Source organism: Vibrio sp. 1401, assembly GCF_033340295.1.
In genome coordinates, this window is the sequence record NZ_JAWOWF010000104.1 from 1 (window position 1) to 2288 (window position 2288).

General features: G+C 43.7%; 1 protein-coding gene and 2 tRNA genes. All 3 read left to right on the forward strand.

Going from position 1 to position 2288, the window contains the following annotated elements:
- Position 1 precedes the first annotated feature (1 nt).
- The 3 genes from R7Z77_RS23865 (at position 2) to R7Z77_RS23875 (ending at position 2287) form a co-directional block, all read left to right on the forward strand.
- Positions 2-77, forward strand: a tRNA-Asn gene (locus R7Z77_RS23865).
- Positions 78-352: 275 nt separating this feature from the next.
- Positions 353-1978 carry a methyl-accepting chemotaxis protein gene (locus tag R7Z77_RS23870; RefSeq protein WP_033907459.1) on the forward strand — a complete coding sequence of 542 codons (1626 nt, stop codon included), beginning with the start codon at positions 353-355 and terminating at the stop codon, positions 1976-1978.
- Positions 1979-2211: 233 nt separating this feature from the next.
- Positions 2212-2287: transfer RNA gene (locus R7Z77_RS23875), tRNA-Phe, on the forward strand.
- The last annotated feature ends 1 nt before the right edge of the window (position 2288 follow it).

Below are 2288 nucleotides of genomic sequence, written 5' to 3' on the forward strand. Positions count from 1 at the left end.
TTCCTCCTTAGCTCAGTTGGTAGAGCGACGGACTGTTAATCCGCAGGTCGCTGGTTCGAGCCCAGCAGGAGGAGCCACTTTTAAAGCCGCATCACTTGATGCGGCTTTTTTGTATCTGCTTTATACGTCATTTCTCACTTTCCCATTTATCTGCACTTCATTTCTAAACATCAGCGAACATTAAATCCTTTCTTCAAAAACACTTATTTCACGCTAAAAATTTAATCCTCATCGTAATTTCAATACGCATTAGTATCCGAGCATATTTATCTTCACTAAGATGCCCGAGTTATTACATTTCTTCTTTTAGCTATGCCTTGCATAGTGATAACACTTTATTTGTGAGCTAAATATGAAACTAAAAACTCAAGCCTATTTATTATCTGCGATCATATTGCTAGCTCTCCTAGCTCTGACCGCAACGGGCTTATGGACACTTCGCGTCGCAAGTAACCTTGATAACAAAGCTCGAGTTACTGAGCTATTTAAAAGTGCGTACAGCATACTTACCGAAGTAGAAAAGATGGCTATCGAAGGCAAAATGCCGGAAGACGAAGCGAAAGCATTAGCCACTCGCCTACTTCGTAACAATATCTACAAAGACAACGAATACGTTTATGTCGCAGATGAAAATATGATGTTCATCGCCGCACCACTAGACCCTCAACTACACGGAACCAGCTTCCATGACTTTAGAGATGACAGTGGTAATAGCGTAGGCCAACTCATTCTAGATGTATTGGGGCACAAAACAGGTCAGATCATTGAATATACCTGGAGCCAAAAACAAGCTGATGGCAGCATTGAAGAAAAACACTCGATAGCAGAAAAAACACCACACTGGGGCTGGGTTGTCGGTACAGGTATTGGCTTTAATGAAGTTAACGCACGTTTTTGGTCGACAGCACAATGGCAGCTTGTGCTGTGTCTGATTATCGCGGGAAGTATTCTAAGTGGCCTGATCATTTCGATTCGCAAAATGCTTCATCTACTTGGTGGAGAGCCTAACGACGTGCGTAAAGCAGTTCAAGCTGTCGCTCAAGGAGACATTCAGACCAGTTTTGATACTGTGGCACCGAGAGGAAGTATCTATCGTGCCGTGCAAGATATGAGTCAATCACTAGCTACCATGGTGACAAACCTAGAGAAGTCTATGCATGCACTGCGCGCAGAGTTATCTGCCGTAGAAGCTCGATCAAATACGATTGCCGATCTTACCGTATCTCAGCAGCAATCAACGGCGATGATTGCCACTGCGATGACTGAAATGGCATCTTCAGCCAACCATGTTGCCAATTCAGCAAGCGACACCGCAAACAATACGGACGAGGCTGACAAACAAAGCCAACATACTCAGAAACTCATTCATAACACGGTTGAAAACATTCAAGGTTTAGCTTCTCAATTAAATACTGCGAGTAAAGCGGTCGCCGATCTAGATCAGGATGTAAATAATATTGTAAAAGTGCTCGATGTGATTGGTGATATTGCAGAGCAAACAAACCTATTGGCACTCAATGCAGCCATTGAAGCAGCACGTGCTGGAGAACAAGGCCGAGGCTTCGCAGTCGTTGCTGATGAGGTACGCAACCTAGCAGGACGCACACAAGACAGCACAAAAGAGATTCAGTATATGATCTCCAATCTGCAAGAAGGCTCTCGCAATGCCATTCACACAATGGAAATATGTGCAGAAACCAGTGAAAGCACTGTTACAGAGTCTAAGAATGCCTCTGAAGCTCTACAGCAAATTGTAACGGCGTTAGAATCTATCACCACAATGAGCCAGCAGATCGCTACTGCTGCCGCTGAGCAGACGCAGGTTAGCGATGATATTGCGCTACGCATAAACCTTATCGAGGAAAGCGGAGGCCAACTCAACTCTGTCGTAACCGAGAGCCAATCAAGTACTCAAAGTTTAGCTTCACTAGCGAATGAGCTAGAAGGTTGGGTAAACAAGTTCTCAGTAAAGCACTAGTTTAAAGTCAATTGTTCAATAAAAAGCACGTTTTCAGACGTGCTTTTTTGTTTTTATCGCCTTTATTTTGCAAGTGAACACACTATCAATGTTAAAACATCGCTTAAAGCATGGCGCATTGCTGCTAAAAATGCATAAAAACAGCCCACTCCGAGCACAAATTCATCAAACGATATTTTATTTTAATTTTATTGTTGACCTGAAAGCCGAAAAGCCTTTTAATACACCTCGTCGCCCGGATAGCTCAGTCGGTAGAGCAGAGGATTGAAAATCCTCGTGTCGGTGGTTCGATTCCGCCTCCGGGCACCAC